The organism is Variovorax xiamenensis (assembly GCF_050916385.1).
Taxonomy (GTDB): domain Bacteria; phylum Pseudomonadota; class Gammaproteobacteria; order Burkholderiales; family Burkholderiaceae_C; genus Variovorax.
Genome location: NZ_CP139038.1, coordinates 246580 through 263088, shown reverse-complemented (window position 1 = coordinate 263088; position 16509 = coordinate 246580). Strand labels below are relative to the sequence as shown.

9 protein-coding genes, 2 tRNA genes and 3 rRNA genes are annotated in these 16509 nt (G+C 60.4%); 6 read left to right on the top strand and 8 right to left on the bottom strand.

Annotation, left to right across the window (positions count from 1 at the left end; genetic code table 11):
* Window positions 1-28: 28 nt before the first annotated feature.
* Window positions 29-2353, bottom strand: a complete 2325-nt coding sequence (locus tag SFB74_RS01160) for an ATP-binding protein (RefSeq protein ID WP_432728833.1) — start codon at window positions 2351-2353, stop codon at window positions 29-31.
* Between the two features lie 116 nt (window positions 2354-2469).
* Here SFB74_RS01160 and SFB74_RS01155 point away from each other — a divergent pair, with 116 nt between their 5' ends.
* The 3 genes from SFB74_RS01155 (at window position 2470) to SFB74_RS01145 (ending at window position 5960) form a co-directional block, all read left to right on the top strand.
* The gene (locus tag SFB74_RS01155; protein WP_432731856.1) at window positions 2470-3669 is read left to right on the top strand and encodes a threonine ammonia-lyase; all 1200 of its coding nucleotides are present in this window, start codon (window positions 2470-2472) and stop codon (window positions 3667-3669) included.
* A 119-nt stretch (window positions 3670-3788) separates the two neighbouring features.
* The gene (locus SFB74_RS01150) at window positions 3789-3941 is read left to right on the top strand and encodes a hypothetical protein (protein WP_170217208.1); all 153 of its coding nucleotides are present in this window, start codon (window positions 3789-3791) and stop codon (window positions 3939-3941) included.
* Window positions 3942-4094: 153 nt separating this feature from the next.
* Entirely contained in the window at window positions 4095-5960 is a 1866-nt protein-coding gene (locus tag SFB74_RS01145) for a phosphoenolpyruvate carboxykinase (GTP) (protein WP_432728832.1), read from the top strand.
* Window positions 5961-6195: 235 nt separating this feature from the next.
* Here SFB74_RS01145 and rrf read toward each other — a convergent pair.
* The 6 genes from rrf to SFB74_RS01115 form a co-directional block, all read right to left on the bottom strand.
* Window positions 6196-6308, bottom strand: a 5S ribosomal RNA gene (rrf, locus tag SFB74_RS01140).
* 126 nt (window positions 6309-6434) lie between these two features.
* A 23S ribosomal RNA gene (locus tag SFB74_RS01135) occupies window positions 6435-9305 on the bottom strand.
* A 317-nt stretch (window positions 9306-9622) separates the two neighbouring features.
* Window positions 9623-9698, bottom strand: a tRNA-Ala gene (locus tag SFB74_RS01130).
* A gap of 30 nt (window positions 9699-9728) precedes the next feature.
* A tRNA-Ile gene (locus SFB74_RS01125) sits at window positions 9729-9805 on the bottom strand.
* Between the two features lie 87 nt (window positions 9806-9892).
* Window positions 9893-11427 (bottom strand): 16S ribosomal RNA (locus tag SFB74_RS01120).
* Together the 16S, 23S and 5S rRNA genes with 2 tRNA genes alongside form the textbook arrangement of a ribosomal RNA operon.
* A 712-nt stretch (window positions 11428-12139) precedes the next feature.
* A complete protein-coding gene (locus tag SFB74_RS01115; RefSeq protein WP_432728831.1) occupies window positions 12140-12682 on the bottom strand; it encodes a hypothetical protein in 543 nt (180 codons plus the stop codon).
* A 122-nt stretch (window positions 12683-12804) separates the two neighbouring features.
* On the opposite strand from SFB74_RS01115, the gene SFB74_RS01110 reads away from it, so the two are divergent.
* A complete protein-coding gene (locus SFB74_RS01110; RefSeq protein WP_432728830.1) occupies window positions 12805-13785 on the top strand; it encodes a LysR family transcriptional regulator in 981 nt (326 codons plus the stop codon).
* 24 nt (window positions 13786-13809) lie between these two features.
* Here the strand turns inward: SFB74_RS01110 and SFB74_RS01105 are convergent, their stop codons facing one another.
* On the bottom strand, window positions 13810-13983 hold the full coding sequence (locus tag SFB74_RS01105) for a hypothetical protein (protein WP_177213568.1): 174 nt from the start codon (window positions 13981-13983) through the stop codon (window positions 13810-13812).
* 125 nt (window positions 13984-14108) lie between these two features.
* On the opposite strand from SFB74_RS01105, the gene SFB74_RS01100 reads away from it, so the two are divergent.
* On the top strand, window positions 14109-14924 hold the full coding sequence (locus SFB74_RS01100) for a metallophosphoesterase (protein ID WP_432728829.1): 816 nt from the start codon (window positions 14109-14111) through the stop codon (window positions 14922-14924).
* Between the two features lie 73 nt (window positions 14925-14997).
* Complete coding sequence (locus tag SFB74_RS01095; RefSeq protein WP_432728828.1) at window positions 14998-16509, top strand: amidase; 1512 nt, start codon at window positions 14998-15000, stop codon at window positions 16507-16509.

Sequence of the window (16509 nt, the reverse complement as noted above, 5' to 3'; positions counted from 1 at the left end):
GCCCAAGCCGCTGTGCCCGCCGCTGCTATTACTGCACGAAGCCCATGCCGCGCGATTCGCGCACTTCGGGCTTGATGCGGTGCTCGGCCTCGAGCTGGTCCAGGAACTCGCTCGCGGAGAATTCCGCCGCGAGGATATCGGTCTGCCGTTTCACCGCCGCGAAATCCCCCGGGCACAGCTGGGCCAGTTGCGCCAGGCGCGAGCGCATGGCGCCCGTCATGAGCTCGGCGTCGCCCGCGAGCGCCTCGGTGATGAACATGCGCTCGCGCTGCGCGGCGGTGAGCGGCATGAACTTGATCTTGAAGGTGAAGCGCCGCAGCGCCGCCTGGTCGAGCCGGTCGAGCAGGTTGGTGGTGCAGACGAAGACACCGTTGAAGCGCTCCATGCCCTGCAGCATCTCGTTGACCTCGGTGACTTCGTAGGTGCGCTGCGCGCCGCGGCGGTCCTGCAGGAAGCTGTCGGCCTCGTCGAGCAGCAGCACGGCCTTTTCGGTCTCGGCCTCGCGGAACATGGCGGCCATGTTCTGCTCGGTCTCGCCGACGTACTTGCTCATGAGGTCGCTGGCCTGCCTGACGATGAGCGGGCGGCCCACCGCCTTGGCGATGTGCTCGGCCAGCGCCGTCTTGCCGGTGCCGGGTGCGCCGTAGAAGCACAGCGTGCCGTGGCCGCGCGCCTTCAGCGCCTCGACGATGCGCGGGATCTCGAAACGGGTCTCGACATTGAGCATGTCGAGGTCGTAGGTCGTGACGCTGCGGCGTTCGCCGCGGCCTGTATCGGCAGTGCCGAGGGCAAGGTCGGCGTTGCGAAGCTGGCGCTCGATGAGCGTCTCCATCGATGCGCCTTCGGCCCCTGCCAACCCGGCGAAGCGCACCGCGGTGCGGATCTGCGCGGGCGTGAGGCCCTTTCGCTCGGCCAGCTTGGCGGTGAAGGCTTCGGACACGACCACGCCTTCGAGCGTCTTCTTCACCAGCTGCTCGCGCGCGCCGGGTGGCGGCGACTTGAGTTCGAGGTGGTAGGCGAAGCGGCGGCGGAAGGCCGGGTCGATCTGCTCGATGCGGTTGGTGACCCACAGCGTGGGCACGGGGTTGGCCTCGAGGATCTGGTTGACCCAGGCCTTGCCGCTCACGCTGCCGCTGGTGGGCGCGGGGATCTGTTCGGCGCGCGCCATGAACTGCGCGGCTTCGGTGCTGATGGGCGGAAAGACGTCCTCGACCTCGTCGAACAGCAGCGCGGCCTGCGCGCTGCCCTTGAGGAACACCTGCGCGATCTGCAGGGAGCGGTAGCGGTCGCGGCCGCTCAGCGAATTGCCGTCGCGGTCTGCGTATTCGACTTCGAAGAGCTCGAGCCCGGCGGCCTGCGCCACGACTTTCGCGAGCTCGGTCTTGCCGGTGCCAGGTGGGCCGTAAAGCAGCACGTTGACGCCAGGCTCCTTGCGCGCGACCGCCGCACGCAGCAGCGTGACGAGCATCTGCGCGTCTTCCTGCACGAAGGAGAAGTCCTGCGGCGTGAGCGCGCTCTTGGCCGAGGGCCGCGTGAACACGGCCATCAGCTCGTTGTGGTCGCGGTACTCGCGCATGAGTACGGGCGGCAGCTTCTCGCTGACCTTCATCAGGTCGGCGAGGTCGGTGATGTTGTGCTCGGAGATGAGGTTCTCGACGAGCCCGATGCGCTCCAGCCGCGAGCCCGCGCGCAGCGCCTCGCCCACGTCGCTCGCGTTCACGCCCGCAATGTCGGCGATGGCGGCGTACGCCTCGGGGGCGTTGTTGACCTTGAATTCGACCAGCAGCGAGCGCAGGTCGCGCTGGTAGCGCGCGAGGGTGCCGTACAGCAGCAACGCACGCTCGGCCTTGTTGAGTTGAAGCAGGCCCGCGAGGGCATCGATGTTCTTCTCGACGAGCGTCGACTGCTTGCGCAGCGCGTGCGTGAGCCAGTCGCGCGTGACAGCCAGAACCGAGAGCAGGTCCTTGGGCTGGTCCTTCGCGTATTCGTCGAGATAGAAGAAGAGCGTGCCTTCCTCATAAGGCCCGCGCCAGACGCCATGGCGCTCCAGCAGCGTGCGGCCATCGAAGTCTTCGACGCCCTTCCAGGCCTCGTTGCCCGCGCAGCGACGTCCGAGAAATTCGCGCAGCCGCTGCAGCACGGCGGCGGGCCACACCAGGTGACGGCCCGTGAGGGAGAGCAGGCCGTTGATGTCGCGCCGCACGTTGAAGCGCGGCCCCTGCTTGGCGGCCAGGGTCAGCACGAAGTGCGAGCACATGAGCTCGAGCACCGGCGCCTCCTTGAGTCCGGGCGACGGCAATGCCTGCCCGCGTACCGCAGCAGCCACGACATCGACACCCGCACGCTTGGCCATCAGGCAACCTCCAACGAGGACAATTTCGGACAGACCATAACGCAGACTTTTGGCTTCGGGAAGACCAGTAAACGGGAAAACCCCTGATGGGTGCGATTCCAGCCACAATGCCCGCCATGGTCGGAATCCAGGAAATCGAGCGCGCCGCGGCGCGCCTGCAAGGTCAGGTGCTCAACACGCCGTGCGTGGAGTCACGCACCCTGTCGGAAATCGTCGGCGCGCAAGTGTTCCTGAAATTCGAGAACCTGCAGTTCACATCCTCGTTCAAGGAGCGGGGGGCGTGCAACAAGCTGGTGGATCTTTCCGAGAACGGTACACGCGGAGTGATCGCCATGTCTGCCGGCAACCATGCGCAGGGTGTGGCCTATCACGCGCAGCGGCTCGGACTGCGGGCGCTGATCGTGATGCCGCGCTTCACGCCCGGCGTGAAGATCGAACGCACTCGCGGTTTCGGCGCCGAAGTGGTGCTTCACGGCGACACGCTGGAAGCGGCGCGAACCCATGCCTTCGCGCTTGCGCAACGCGGGGGGCTGACCTTCGTGCATCCCTACGACGACGAAGCGATCATCGCGGGCCAGGGCACTGTGGCGCTGGAGATGCTCGACGCCGTGCCCGATCTCGACGCGCTGGTGGTGTCCGTGGGCGGCGGCGGGCTGATCGCCGGCATGGCGGTCGCCGCGCGCGAACGCAAGCCGAGCATCGAGATCGTCGGCGTGCAGACCACGCGATTTCCGGCGATGGTCAATGCCGTCAAAGGCACCCACCACGCGCAGGGCACGAGCACGATCGCCGAGGGCATCGCGGTCGGCACGCCCGGGGTGCTGACCCAGCAGATCATCGCGAGCAAGGTCGACGACCTGCTGCTGGTGGACGAGGGCGACATCGAGCAAGGCGTGCTGATGCTGCTCGAGATCGAAAAGACCCTGGTCGAAGGTGCGGGGGCCGCCGGGCTGGCGGCGCTGATCCGGCACCCCGAGCGCTTCAGGGGCAAGCGCGTGGGGCTGGTGCTGTCGGGCGGCAACATCGATCCGCTGCTGCTGGCGGCCATCATCGAGCGCGGGATGGTGCGGGCCGGGCGGCTGGCGCGCATACGCGTGAGCGCGCGCGATGTGCCGGGCTCGCTGGCCCATATCACGGCCACTGTGGCCGAAGCAGGCGCTAACGTCGACGAGGTTCACCATCAGCGCGCGTTCACCATGCTGGCGGCCCAGAACGTCGATGTCGAGCTGGTCCTGCAGACCCGGGGACGAGCTCATCTGGCCAGCGTGCTCGCTGCGCTGAAGGATGCCGGCTTCGAGGCTGAAGAGCAGCATTGAGCTGCAAGATCAACCCCGGAAGGCCTCATTGAGGGGCTCGCATCCCCCTAGACCGGCTCCGGGCGCCCCGCCGGTAAAATGCCATCAGTTTGTCAATTGCGTATTCGAGGAATTTCCCGATGTCCAATCCCACTCCCGTCGAGCCGAGCCAAGGCGCGGCCGTCGAACACGACGCCGTCGAATCGGTCGTTCACCTCATGCCGCTGGTGCTTCCACTGGCTGGCGGCGTGCTGATGCTGCTGCTGGCATCCATCGCCGTCTTCATGGCCTGAAGCTGACAGGCGTTAGCGCCTTTGTCCGCGGGCGGTGCGGCCCGCGCTGACGCAATCTCCCGAAGCGAAACGTTTTCTCAAACGGACCTCCGTGCCTGAGCTGGCTCGGCGTCCCGTTCGGAAAGACGATTTTTCAACTTAGGAGATTTTCCGATGAACGCACCCACGATGAAGGGCCTCACCATTCAGGCGCCCTCATACGTCAAGAACGCAAAGCTGATTGCCTGGGTGGCCGACATGGCCGCGCTGTGCAAACCCGAAGCCATCCACTGGTGCGACGGAAGCAAGGAAGAGTACGACCGCCTCTGCCAGCAGCTGGTCGACGCCGGTACCTTCAAGAAGCTCAATCCCGCCAAGCGGCCCAATTCGTTCCTCGCGGTGTCCGATCCGAGCGACGTGGCGCGCGTGGAAGACCGCACGTACATCTGCTCCGAGCAGAAGGAAAACGCGGGCCCGACCAACAACTGGATGGCCCCCGCCGAAATGCGCGCGACCCTTCAGCCGCTGTTCGACGGCTGCATGAAGGGCCGCACGATGTACGTCGTGCCGTTCAGCATGGGCCCGCTGGGCTCGCCGATCGCGCATATCGGCATCGAGCTCTCTGACTCGCCCTATGTGGCGGTCAACATGCGCATCATGACCCGCATGGGCAAGGCCGTTTACGAAGTGCTGGGCGCTGACGGCGAGTTCGTGCCGTGCGTGCACACCGTTGGGGCACCGCTCGAGGCCGGCCAGAAGGACGTGGTCTGGCCGTGCAACAAGACCAAGTACATCGTCCACTACCCCGAGACGCGCGAGATCTGGAGCTATGGCTCAGGCTATGGCGGCAACGCGCTGCTGGGCAAGAAGTGCTTTGCGCTGCGCATCGCGTCCAACATGGGCCGCGACGAAGGCTGGCTGGCGGAGCACATGCTCATCCTGGGCGTGACCAGTCCCGAGGGCAAGAAATATCACGTGGCGGCAGCTTTCCCTAGCGCGTGCGGCAAGACGAATTTCTCGATGCTGGTGCCGCCGGCAGGCTTCGAGGGCTGGAAGGTCACGACCATCGGCGACGACATCGCCTGGATCAAGCCTGGCAAGGACGGTCGCCTGTACGCCATCAACCCTGAGGCGGGTTACTTTGGCGTGGCGCCTGGCACCAACATGCTGACCAATCCGAACTGCATGGACAGCCTGCATCACGACGTGATCTTCACGAACGTGGCGCTGACCGACGACGGCGACGTGTGGTGGGAAGGCATGGAGCAGGACACCAAGACGCTGCCCGAGCATCTGACCGACTGGCAAGGCAAGGATTGGACGCCGCAGATCGCGAAGGAAACCGGCGCCAAGGCGGCGCATCCGAACTCGCGCTTCACCGTGGCTGCCACGAACAACCCCGCGCTGGATGACGCCTGGGACGATCCGAAGGGCGTGGCAATCGACGCGTTCATCTTCGGTGGCCGTCGTTCGACGACCGTGCCGCTGGTGACCGAGGCCCGCAACTGGGTCGAAGGCGTCTACATGGCTGCGACGATGGGTTCGGAGACGACTGCTGCTGCAGCTGGCCAGCAAGGCGTTGTGCGCCGCGATCCGTTCGCGATGCTGCCGTTCATGGGCTACAACATGAGCGACTACTTCCAGCATTGGCTCAATCTGGGTAAGAAGCTCGAAGCTGCGGGCGCGAAGCTACCGAAGATCTACACGACCAACTGGTTCCGCAAGGGCGCCGACGGCAAGTTCGTCTGGCCAGGCTATGGCGAGAACATGCGCGTACTGAAGTGGATGATTGACCGCGTCGAAGGCAACAAGGCTGAAGGCATCGACCACATCACTGGCGTGAGCCCGCGCTATGAGGATCTGAACTGGACTGGCTTGAACTTCAGCGCTGAGCAGTTCGCTACGGTGACGAGCATCGACAAGGCCGCTTGGGAAGCGGAATTGAAGCTGCATACTGAGCTGTTCAAGCAGCTCGAGCATCATCTGCCGAAGGAACTGCCGGAGACGAAAGCTGCGATTGAGCAGCGTCTGGCCGCCTGATAGCTGGCTGCTTCAAAGTAAAAAGCCCGATGGAGATTCCATCGGGCTTTTTTATTTCCACATAAAGCAGATCGACCGGAGAGCTCTTGTCGGAGCTAGTAGCAGCAGGCGCGGCGGGGGTAGATAGCTCAGGCGTGCGCAACCTTTAGCTGGTTTTCTGTTTCTGTTCTGTTTTCAGCTCTGCAAAGCAAAAACCCCCAGCCGGTATACGACTGGGGGTTTCTGGGCTGTAAGAGCCTGACGATGACCTACTTTCACACGGGAACCCGCACTATCATCGGCGCTGAGTCGTTTCACTGTCCTGTTCGGGATGGGAAGGAGTGGGACCAACTCGCTATGGTCATCAGGCATAAAGGGTTGTCTGACTGATCACGCGATCAATCAAACGAATTCATAGAGTTTGGAATCAGTTTTCTGAATTGTTTTGAATGCGTCAACTTGGCATAACACCTTGATCTGACTGATCAAAGTTATAGGGTCAAGCCGCACGAGCAATTAGTATCAGTTAGCTTAACGCATTACTGCGCTTCCACACCTGACCTATCAACGTCCTGGTCTTGAACGACTCTTCAGGGGGCTCAAGGCCCCGGCAGATCTCATCTTGAAACGAGTTTCCCGCTTAGATGCTTTCAGCGGTTATCTCTTCCACACTTAGCTACTCGGCAATGCCACTGGCGTGACAACCGATACACCAGAGGTGTGTCCACTCCGGTCCTCTCGTACTAGGAGCAGGCTTCCTCAAATCTGCAGCGCCCACGGAAGATAGGGACCAAACTGTCTCACGACGTTTTAAACCCAGCTCACGTACCTCTTTAAATGGCGAACAGCCATACCCTTGGGACCGGCTACAGCCCCAGGATGAGATGAGCCGACATCGAGGTGCCAAACACCGCCGTCGATATGAACTCTTGGGCGGTATCAGCCTGTTATCCCCAGAGTACCTTTTATCCGTTGAGCGATGGCCCTTCCATACAGAACCACCGGATCACTATGTCCTGCTTTCGCATCTGCTCGACTTGTCAGTCTCGCAGTTAAGCACGCTTATGCCATTGCACTATCGTCACGATGTCCGACCGTAACTAGCGTACCTTCGAACTCCTCCGTTACGCTTTGGGAGGAGACCGCCCCAGTCAAACTGCCTACCATGCACTGTCCCCGATCCAGATAATGGACCTAGGTTAGAACCTCAAACACACCAGGGTGGTATTTCAACGTTGGCTCCACAAGATCTAGCGACCCTGCTTCAAAGCCTCCCACCTATCCTACACAGATCTGTTCAAAGTCCAATACAAAGCTACAGTAAAGGTTCATGGGGTCTTTCCGTCTTTCCGCGGGGAGATTGCATCATCACAAACATTTCAACTTCGCTGAGTCTCAGGAGGAGACAGTGTGGCCATCGTTACGCCATTCGTGCAGGTCGGAACTTACCCGACAAGGAATTTCGCTACCTTAGGACCGTTATAGTTACGGCCGCCGTTTACTGGGACTTCAATCAAGAGCTTGCACCCCATCATTTAATCTTCCAGCACCGGGCAGGCGTCACACCCTATACGTCCACTTTCGTGTTTGCAGAGTGCTGTGTTTTTAATAAACAGTCGCAGCCACCGATTTTTTGCAACCCGTTCATGCTCCGCTGCTCGCTTCACACTAATAGGGCACACCTTCTTCCGAAGTTACGGTGTCAATTTGCCGAGTTCCTTCTCCTGAGTTCTCTCAAGCGCCTTAGAATACTCATCTCGCGCACCAGTGTCGGTTTGCGGTACGGTCGTTGTTAGCTGAAGCTTAGTGGCTTTTCCTGGAACCTCGTTCAATCACTTCACCAGCAAGCTGGCTCGATCGATGGCCTCGGTATATGTGCACCGGATTTGCCTAATGCACGCCTACATCCATCTAAACCGGGATATCCAACACCCGGATGACCTATTAAGATCCGTCCCCACATCGCACTAACAATCGGTACAGGAATATTGACCTGTTTCCCATCAGCTACGCATCTCTGCCTCGCCTTAGGGGCCGACTCACTCTACGCCGATGAACGTTGCGTAGAAAACCTTGCGCTTACGGCGAGGGGGCTTTTCACCCCCTTTAACGCTACTCATGTCAGCATTCGCACTTCTGATACCTCCAGCACGCTTTACAACGCACCTTCACAGGCTTACAGAACGCTCTCCTACCACTTGCAATAAATTGCAAATCCGCAGCTTCGGTAACTGGCTTAGCCCCGTTACATCTTCCGCGCAGGACGACTCGATCAGTGAGCTATTACGCTTTCTTTAAATGATGGCTGCTTCTAAGCCAACATCCTGACTGTTTTAGCCTTCCCACTTCGTTTCCCACTTAGCCAATTTTAGGGACCTTAGCTGGCGGTCTGGGTTGTTTCCCTCTTGAGTCCGGACGTTAGCACCCGGTGCTCTGTCTCCCAAGCTGTACTCTTCGGTATTCGGAGTTTGCCTTGGTTTGGTAAGTCGCCATGACCCCCTAGCCAAAACAGTGCTCTACCCCCGAAGGTAATACTTGAGGCACTACCTAAATAGTTTTCGGAGAGAACCAGCTATTTCCAAGTTTGTTTAGCCTTTCACCCCTATCCACAGCTCATCCGCTAGTTTTGCAACACTAGTCGGTTCGGACCTCCAGTACCTGTTACGGCACCTTCATCCTGGCCATGGATAGATCACTTGGTTTCGGGTCTACACCCAGCGACTGATCGCCCTATTCGGACTCGATTTCTCTACGGCTTCCCTATTCGGTTAACCTTGCCACTGAATGTAAGTCGCTGACCCATTATACAAAAGGTACGCAGTCACCCTTGCGGGCTCCTACTTTTTGTAAGCACGCGGTTTCAGGATCTATTTCACTCCCCTCCCGGGGTTCTTTTCGCCTTTCCCTCACGGTACTAGTTCACTATCGGTCAATGATGAGTATTTAGCCTTGGAGGATGGTCCCCCCATATTCAGACAGGATTTCTCGTGTCCCGCCCTACTTGTCGTTAGCTCAGTACCACACAGGTCATTTCACGTACGGGGCTATCACCCGCTATGGCCAGCCTTTCCAAGCTGTTCCGTTATGTCTTGTGCTATCACTAACAGGCTTCTCCGATTTCGCTCGCCACTACTTTCGGAATCTCGGTTGATGTCTTTTCCTCGAGCTACTGAGATGTTTCAGTTCACCCGGTTCGCCTCGTTACCCTATGTATTCAGATAACGATACCTTTCGGTGGGTTTCCCCATTCGGAAATCTCCGGATCAAAGCTAATTTGCCAGCTCCCCGAAGCTTATCGCAGGCTATCACGTCCTTCGTCGCCTATCATTGCCAAGGCATCCACCACGTGCTCTTATTCACTTGACCCTATAACTTTGACGTTTCCTCACGGAAACCAAAGTCAATCAAGGAATTGCCAGGTCTTTCACCTAGCGCGTTATGCCGTCTTCAAAAATCGATTTGATTCGAAATTGAAGTTTCTTTTGACGCAATCAAAAATTCTATGTTGCTGATGGCACGGTCTGCACTAAACCTTTACGAATGTGCAGTTTCCATCAGCAACGCTGATTCGACTCTATGAATTTTTAAAGAACAGCCGATTGATCAAGAGATCCTGATCAACAACAAAGAAGCCTCATGCTTTCGCAAGAAGCTGCTTTGGTGTTGAATAAGCATCGAGTTGTTGGTGGAGGATGACGGGATCGAACCGACGACCCCCTGCTTGCAAAGCAGGTGCTCTCCCAGCTGAGCTAATCCCCCTCAAACTCTCACACGAGATATCAGAAGATTTGGTGGGTCTAGTTGGGCTCGAACCAACGACCCCCGCCTTATCAAGACGGTGCTCTAACCAGCTGAGCTACAGACCCATTCGCCAATTATCTTCACATGAAGACAACCGACTTCTTCCAACAACCGATAAGTGTGGGCGTTTAAATTAAATTGCCTGTTTCCAGAAAGGAGGTGATCCAGCCGCACCTTCCGATACGGCTACCTTGTTACGACTTCACCCCAGTCACGAACCCTGCCGTGGTAATCGCCCTCCTTGCGGTTAAGCTAACTACTTCTGGCAGAACCCGCTCCCATGGTGTGACGGGCGGTGTGTACAAGACCCGGGAACGTATTCACCGTGACATTCTGATCCACGATTACTAGCGATTCCGACTTCACGCAGTCGAGTTGCAGACTGCGATCCGGACTACGACTGGTTTTATGGGATTAGCTCCCCCTCGCGGGTTGGCAACCCTTTGTACCAGCCATTGTATGACGTGTGTAGCCCCACCTATAAGGGCCATGAGGACTTGACGTCATCCCCACCTTCCTCCGGTTTGTCACCGGCAGTCTCATTAGAGTGCCCAACTGAATGTAGCAACTAATGACAAGGGTTGCGCTCGTTGCGGGACTTAACCCAACATCTCACGACACGAGCTGACGACAGCCATGCAGCACCTGTGTTACGGCTCTCTTTCGAGCACTAAGCCATCTCTGGCAAATTCCGTACATGTCAAAGGTGGGTAAGGTTTTTCGCGTTGCATCGAATTAAACCACATCATCCACCGCTTGTGCGGGTCCCCGTCAATTCCTTTGAGTTTCAACCTTGCGGCCGTACTCCCCAGGCGGTCAACTTCACGCGTTAGCTTCGTTACTGAGTCAGTGAAGACCCAACAACCAGTTGACATCGTTTAGGGCGTGGACTACCAGGGTATCTAATCCTGTTTGCTCCCCACGCTTTCGTGCATGAGCGTCAGTACAGGCCCAGGGGATTGCCTTCGCCATCGGTGTTCCTCCGCATATCTACGCATTTCACTGCTACACGCGGAATTCCATCCCCCTCTGCCGTACTCCAGCAATGCAGTCACAGATGCAGTTCCCAGGTTGAGCCCGGGGATTTCACAACTGTCTTACATCACCGCCTGCGCACGCTTTACGCCCAGTAATTCCGATTAACGCTTGCACCCTACGTATTACCGCGGCTGCTGGCACGTAGTTAGCCGGTGCTTATTCTTACGGTACCGTCATTAGCCCTCTTTATTAGAAAAGGCCGTTTCGTTCCGTACAAAAGCAGTTTACAACCCGAAGGCCTTCATCCTGCACGCGGCATGGCTGGATCAGGCTTGCGCCCATTGTCCAAAATTCCCCACTGCTGCCTCCCGTAGGAGTCTGGGCCGTGTCTCAGTCCCAGTGTGGCTGGTCGTCCTCTCAGACCAGCTACAGATCGAAGGCTTGGTGAGCCTTTACCTCACCAACTACCTAATCTGCCATCGGCCGCTCCATTCGCGCAAGGTCTTGCGATCCCCTGCTTTCATCCGTAGATCGTATGCGGTATTAGCACAGCTTTCGCTGCGTTATCCCCCACGATTGGGCACGTTCCGATGTATTACTCACCCGTTCGCCACTCGCCGCCAGGATTGCTCCCGCGCTGCCGTTCGACTTGCATGTGTAAGGCATGCCGCCAGCGTTCAATCTGAGCCAGGATCAAACTCTATAGTTCGATCTTGATTTTTGCGCCCCATCTCGCGATGGAGCAAAACTCACAAAAACGGAATTGAAGTGAACTTCACTTCTATTCTCATGAGCGTTTTAAGTCTTGCGACTTGTTCCGAAGAACTTGTGCAATTACCTTCAAACGCCCACGCTTATCGGCTGTAATTTTTTAACGATCACCGAAGCAACTTGTCGTTTACTTCGTTTGCTTGCTGCGATCAGCGAAGCCTTGTAGTCTAGCACGATTTTTAAAGAATCGCCAAACTTTTTTTCGCTTTCTATTTCTTCGTTATCCGCAGCTCACAATTTTCATTGTCAGCCGCCGAAGTCATTTCAGCGGAGCCTTGCAGTCTAGCACGATTTTTTCAAATCTCACCAAACTATTTTGGCTTTTCGCATCGACCAACTTCTTTCGCAACCCGCAACTTTCATTGCAAGTTGCTGAAGCAGTTCGTTTCAGCGAAGCCTTCGATTATGCACCGTTTTTTCAAACCGCGTCAACTTTCGAAGACTTTTTCTTCAGCCCATCCAACCAACCCCGAAGAGACCGACTGGACCTGAACACCAGAGGCATTCAGCAGCGAAGCCCACGAGTATATGACAGATTTTGAGGCCCCGTCTACTCACGCCCACTTTTTTGCACGAAGGCTCTACCCCTTCCCTCATAAATGAAGAAAGCCGCCCGAAGGCGGCTTCTTCATTCAGCGGAGCGCTGCTGCTTAGTAGTAGCGCGAGCTGTTCATGCGGCGCATCGCTTCGTACAGCGTGGGCATGCGCACTTCCTGCGAGCGGGCACTCATGCGAGCCAGTGCATCGATCTTCGCTGCGTCAGCCGCAGGCACAGTGCCTTCGGCCTGCTGACGCCACATTGCGGCCTGCAGCTCTTGCATCACGCGCGGGTCGCTCTGCGCGGTTGCGAGGAAGCGGGCATCCGCACGCGCAGCGGCGCGACGTTCCGCAGCTGCGCGCCATGCGGCAGCAAGGCTGCTCTGACGAACCGAACCAGCGAACAGCGCGAACAAGGCGATGGCTGCAATGCAGAACACCGTCCAGGCAGCGAGCAGGCCGCCTTCGTTCCAGTTGGAAACGAGCGACTCGGTCACCACCAGCACCGCTGCTGCGATAGCAACGATCAACAGGGCAATGAGCGGGCGGGCGCCATTGGCACCGGCGCGGGCGGCCTGGATCTGGCCGAACAGTACTTCGGCGCGACGCACGCCGGGGTGGACAGTAGGTTGGTCAACGTGAACGAAGCTGGTCATGATGCATCCCTCCTGGGACAGTGGTAATCAGTGGTGGCGAACAAGGCCGATGGGGGTGATATTAGGGATTACCCCAGTGTTTATCCACTTTATCTTTCTGATGTTTATCATTCACAAGACTGATGGACGTCAACTTTCGCACGCTCGACCTCAACCTGCTCCGCGTCTTCGACGAGGTGATGGCCGAGCGCAACCTCACGCGCGCCGCCCGCAACCTGTCGATCACCCAGCCCGCGGTGAGCAATGCGCTCCGGCGCCTGCGCGAAGTCCTGGGAGATGAACTGGTGCGCCGCTCGGGCGCAGGCGTGGAGCCCACCCCTAGAGCGCTCGCGCTCTGGCCAACAGTGCGCGAGGCCCTGCGCCAGTTGCAGCACACCCTGGCCCCGGGCGAATTCGATGCGGGCACCGCCGACACCACCTTCCTGCTGGCAATGGCCGACGCCACTGCAGCCGAGCTCATCCCAGGCCTGGTGCAGATCGCCGAAAGAGAAGCCCCGGCCATTTCCCTGCGCGTGCTGCCGCTGACCACGCGAGACCCGCGCCGCATGCTCGAACAGGAAGAAGTCGACATGGCCATCGGCTACTTCCCGGCGGTGATCGCGAGCCTCGCGGCGCGCGGGCAATCGGGTGTGGGGGTGCCGTTCGAGACCCAGCGGCTCTATCTGGGCCAATATGTGTGCGTGATGCGGCGCGGCCATCCGCTGGCGAATGCGCCCCTGACGCTCGACGACTACTGCGCCGCCCGGCACCTGCTGGTGAGTTTTTCGGGCCGGCCCTATGGCTTCATCGACCAGACGCTGGGCGCCATGGGCCGCGAGCGGCGCATCGTGGTGACGGTGAACCAGTTCTTCACCGCAGGACGGGTGGTCGCCAATTCGGATCTGCTGACCGTGCTGCCCCGCCACTTCGTGACCGTGACCGGCATCGACGATCAATTGGTGCTGCGCGACCTGCCATTCGACCAGCCGCCGGTGCACGTGGATGCCATCTGGCACCGGCGCGCCCAGCACGGGCATTCTCATGAATGGCTGCGCAATGCGTTGCTGCGCTCGGCAGCCGCGGCCTTCGCCGGGTCGGTCCTCGGACAGAAGGTGCCCGGCTGACCTGCTTGCTCTATATATGTTCGATCAGCGGACGACGCTGAGCCAGGCGCTGGCTGCGGCGCGCAGTTCCTGGGCGTGATGAGCACCGCGGCCGGCGCGCATGTCGGCGCTTTCCATCAGTGCGGCGGCGTGGCTGGCCGGGGCATTGACGCTGGAAGAACGGAAGAAACGGGCCACTTGGGCGATGAGGCTGAACATGATGGTGCGCGGCTCGTAGCTGCGCTGGAGTGGTTGATGTTCCAAGAATAAGGGTTAACCCTAGAAGATCAAGCCAAACCTTATGCACGTCATGCATGGGGCAATTCACCTAGACTGGCCCGACGATGAAGCTGCAACTGCTTTCCGACCTGCACCTGGAGTCCCACCCCCATTTCCGCGCCGAGCCGCTGCCCGGCGCCGACATGCTGATCCTGGCGGGCGACATCGGCTCCTACCAGCAAGGTTCCCGGCTGACCGACACCGATTTCGGCCTGGGCCGCTTCTCGCCCCGCAAGGGCTGGCCCGTGCCGGTGATCTACGTACCGGGCAACCACGAGTACGACAGCGTCGATTTCGACGAGACCCACCAGCGCCTGCGCGCGCTTTGCGACGAGCTCGACATCATCTGGCTCGAACGCGAAACCCGGGTGATCGAGGGCATCCGCTTCATCGGCACAACCCTCTGGGCCGACTTCGACGCGCTCGCCGAACCGACCGACAGCCTCGCCGAGGCGCTCAAGAAGCGCGGCAAGGCCATGCGCGCCGCCGATTTCTATCTTGAAAAAGCGGCCACCATGCGTAACGGCGAACTCTTCCTCGCCGCACAGCTGCGCGACCAGGCACTGGCCTGCCAGACCTGGCTCAAACAGGCGCTGGCCGAGCCGTTCGACGGCACCACGGTCGCCATCACCCACTTCGCCCCCAGCCTCGAGAGCGGCGATCCCCGCTACGGACTGACACCCGGCACAGCAGGTTTTTGCAACGCCCTCGACGAGTTGCTGCCCCACGCACAGCTCTGGCTGCACGGCCACCTCCACTGCCCGTCCGACTACGTGAAGAACGGCTGCCGCGTGGTCGCCAACCCGCTGGGCTACGCCCGTAACGGCGAACAGGAAGGCTACAAGCCCCAACTGCTGATCGAGGTGCCCGCCGCGCGGTAACGGCCGGCAACGCGTTCGCCGCCGCGGCTGTGTAGACTGGTCCGATTCCATCCGACCGATGGGGGAGCGCGCCATGACGCAGCAGCAGAAACAACAAAGACGACGCAACTTCCTGCAGCAGGCCGCCGGCGCAGCCGCGGCCACCGGTCTGTTCTCCTTCTGGCCGCGGGCTTTCGCCCAGAAACCGGGCGAAGCGGCCGGCGGCAGGGCCATGGGCCAGCTCTCGATGGCCGAGATGTCGCGCCGCCTCGCGGCCGGCAGTCTCAGCAGCAGCCAGCTGGTGGAAGAAGCGCTGGCCGCCATCCAGAACCCCGCCGGCGAAGGCACGCGCACCTTCATCCGCGTGCATGCCGATTCGGCCCGCGCCGCCGCCGCGCGGCTCGACACCGAACGCAAGAGCGGCCGCCCCGCCGCTTCGCCCATCGCCGGCATCCCGATCTCCCTGAAAGACCTGTTCGACGAGACCGGCGTCACCACGCTCGGCGGCTCGATGGTGCTTGCAGGCCAGCCGCCCGCAACGCGCGATGCCATCGTGGTCGAGCGGCTGCGGCGCGCCGGCGCGATCGTCATCGGGCGCTCCAACACGGTCGAGTTCGCCTACACCGGCCTGGGCATCAACCCGCACTACGGCACGCCGAAGAACGTCTACGACCGCGCAACGGGCCGCATTCCCGGCGGCTCGACCTCGGGCGGCGCGATCTCGCTGACCGACGGCATGGCCGCCGGCGCCATCGGCACCGACACCGGCGGCTCGCTGCGCATCCCGGCGGCCCTCAACGGGCTGGTGGGTTTCAAACCGACGCAGCGGCGCATTCCGCTCGACGGCGTGCTGCCGCTGTCGACCTCCTTCGATTCGGCCGGGCCGATGGCATGGACGGTGGAAGACTGCGCACTGCTCGACGCCGTGTTGGCCGCCGAGCTGCAGCGCCCGCTGCGCGTGCTGCCGATGCGCGGCCTGCGCTTCGCGGTGCCCAAGACCTTCTTCCAGGACGAGCTGTCGCCGCCCGTCGCCGCCGCCTTCGCATCGGCGCTGGCCAAGCTCTCGGCCGCGGGCGCCACGATCACCGAGCTGCCGATGGCCGAGTTCGCGAAGGCGCCGACCATCAACCCGCGCGGCATGATCACTGCGGCCGAAGCCTTCACGTGGCACCGCGAATTCATCAAGACCGGCGCGGCCAAGTACGACCCGCGCGTGCTGGCCCGCATCAAGACCGGCGAAACCATCACCGCGCCCGATTACCTGCAGCTGCAGGCGCTGCGCCGCCAGTTCATCCGCTCGATCAACACGGCCGCCATCGGCTACGACGCGATGCTGATGCCCACCACGCCCGACATCGCGCCGCCGATCGCCGAGGTGCTGAAGGACGACGACACCTACTACCGCATCAACGCCCGCATGCTGCGCAACCCCTCGGTGGTGAACCTGTTCGACGGCTGCGCGCTCTCGGTGCCCTGCCACGACGCGGGCACGGCGCCCGTCGGGCTGATGCTCGCCAGCATCGGCAACACCGATCACCGGCTGCTGGCGGTCGGCGCGGCGGTGGAAGCTGTGGTGACGCCTCGGCGCGCGCTCAGCAGCAGCTGA